The 1564-nt window shown below is 43.7% G+C and carries 2 protein-coding genes and 1 pseudogene; 2 read left to right on the top strand and 1 reads right to left on the bottom strand.

The window, feature by feature from the left end; translation table 11 throughout:
* The first annotated feature begins 18 nt into the window (after window positions 1-18).
* Complete coding sequence (locus tag R7M72_RS24520; protein ID WP_017448088.1) at window positions 19-822, top strand: helix-turn-helix transcriptional regulator; 804 nt, start codon at window positions 19-21, stop codon at window positions 820-822.
* 4 nt (window positions 823-826) lie between these two features.
* Here R7M72_RS24520 and R7M72_RS24515 read toward each other — a convergent pair whose 3' ends face one another.
* Entirely contained in the window at window positions 827-1180 is a 354-nt protein-coding gene (locus tag R7M72_RS24515; protein WP_005462123.1) for a DUF3024 domain-containing protein, read from the bottom strand.
* 256 nt (window positions 1181-1436) lie between these two features.
* Between R7M72_RS24515 and R7M72_RS24510 the strand changes: the two are divergent.
* Window positions 1437-1564, top strand: a pseudogene (locus R7M72_RS24510) (phosphate ABC transporter substrate-binding protein); the annotation flags it as partial.

Here is a 1564-nt window from a genome sequence, read left to right as displayed (position 1 = left end):
AAAACGATAAGAACGAATATGCCGAACATTGAGATCATTCGCTTTAACCACTTCACTGCTCGCAAAAGTGAACGTTACACCGCCACCCATAACGGCTTATATGTCGTAGAAGAAGGCGCATTAGTCGTCCACCAGCCAAATGGCGAACAATTTGAACTACAAGCTGGCGACTTTACCCTATACAACTCTTCTGACTTAAGAAGTGCAGAAGCCATACCTGGCGAGAATGGCTTTAAAGCTGTAGCGCTAGTCTTTGACATCAGCCTATTTTGCGAGTTTAAGAAAGCACACCCTGGATTGCATTCAGAAGCAGAACACCGACGCTTCTACCCTTTCTCGCCAGAATCAAATTCAGAAATCACACAGCTTAAGAATACGTTATTGGCTTTAGCCAGTCGTAATGCACCTGATTACACTCAGAGCCACATCGCAATGGCGCTACTTTCTCTTATGGTGGAAGTTCAGCCCGACATTCTTTCGATCATTGACGATGCAAGCAGCCTAACAGCGTCTCAAAAGGCCATTAAGTACATCGAAAAGAACATTGAGAAGGATATAACGTTAGAAGGCCTAGCGGCGCACATGAGCATGTCTATTGCGACGTTAAAACGCCGCCTTGCTGCCGAAAACCTTTCTTTTTCTCAGATATTAAAAGTGAAACGTATTAACTACGCGGCAACACAACTGCGCGTTTCACAAAAATCGATAACAGAAATCGCATTTGAATCTGGATTTAAGAGCGCTGCTCACTTTAGTACCGCGTTTAAATCCATTTACAACATCACCCCTAAAGACTTTCGTAATCAGGTAGTAAGAGGTTAATCCCCTACTCCCAAAAACACGCTTGGGGATCGCTTTCAAGTTCGGCAAGGAGATCTTCAAGCGTGTGACTATGCGGCAACTTTTTGTAAGGAATCCATCGAATTTCTTCTGAGCGAGAGGCGGGAACATAAAAGCGCCAAAGCTGAGTCTGAGAATCAAATAGAATTTTTGCAATTGGCGAGGTGTATTCACTGTGTTGTGAATCTAGCAAGAAATGCGCATGGTGAAGTTCAACGCCGTTTTCAATTGGCTCATAAAGACATTTTCCTTGCTCTACCGGCAAATTCGCATTGCGCGCCGAACAAAGAATCTGAACCAGTTTATATAAGCGGCTGGTTGCCATTTGAGAAACAGACATGACGTTCTCCTGATAGGTAGTTTTTAGTATACACCCAAGCGCCATTTAAGGCTGACTTCACCAACGTTCCGTTTACAGACTTCTCAGAGATTACCATCTCACTCTCCGAGGAAACACTACGCACATCACCACTTTGCTCAAATAACGCGATAAACACGCTGCTGTTTCACATTCGAACAATCTTTTCTGATTCACAAAAGTGTAACCTGAACGCAATATCATAAGCGCTGCTTTATACCGTATATGGAGTTTAAATATGTTACGTTTTACTGTGGCAACTTTACTAGCCATGGCTGTCTCCCTTCCTTCTGCTATGGCGAAAGAAGTCAACATTTCAGGTTCAACTTCCGTTGCTCGCGTGATGGACGTACTCGCCGAAGAATA

The organism is Vibrio sp. YT-18, assembly GCF_033337345.1.
GTDB classification, from domain to species: domain Bacteria; phylum Pseudomonadota; class Gammaproteobacteria; order Enterobacterales; family Vibrionaceae; genus Vibrio; species Vibrio alginolyticus.
Note: the sequence above shows the minus strand (reverse complement) of the source record. Positions and strands in the feature narration are given on the sequence as shown.

Coding starts and splice junctions, on each gene's coding strand:
- R7M72_RS24515 (WP_005462123.1), bottom strand. CDS start 1,180: ATGTCTGTTTCTCAAATGGCAACCAGCCGCTTATATAAACTGGTTCAG.
- R7M72_RS24520 (WP_017448088.1), top strand. CDS start 19: ATGCCGAACATTGAGATCATTCGCTTTAACCACTTCACTGCTCGCAAA.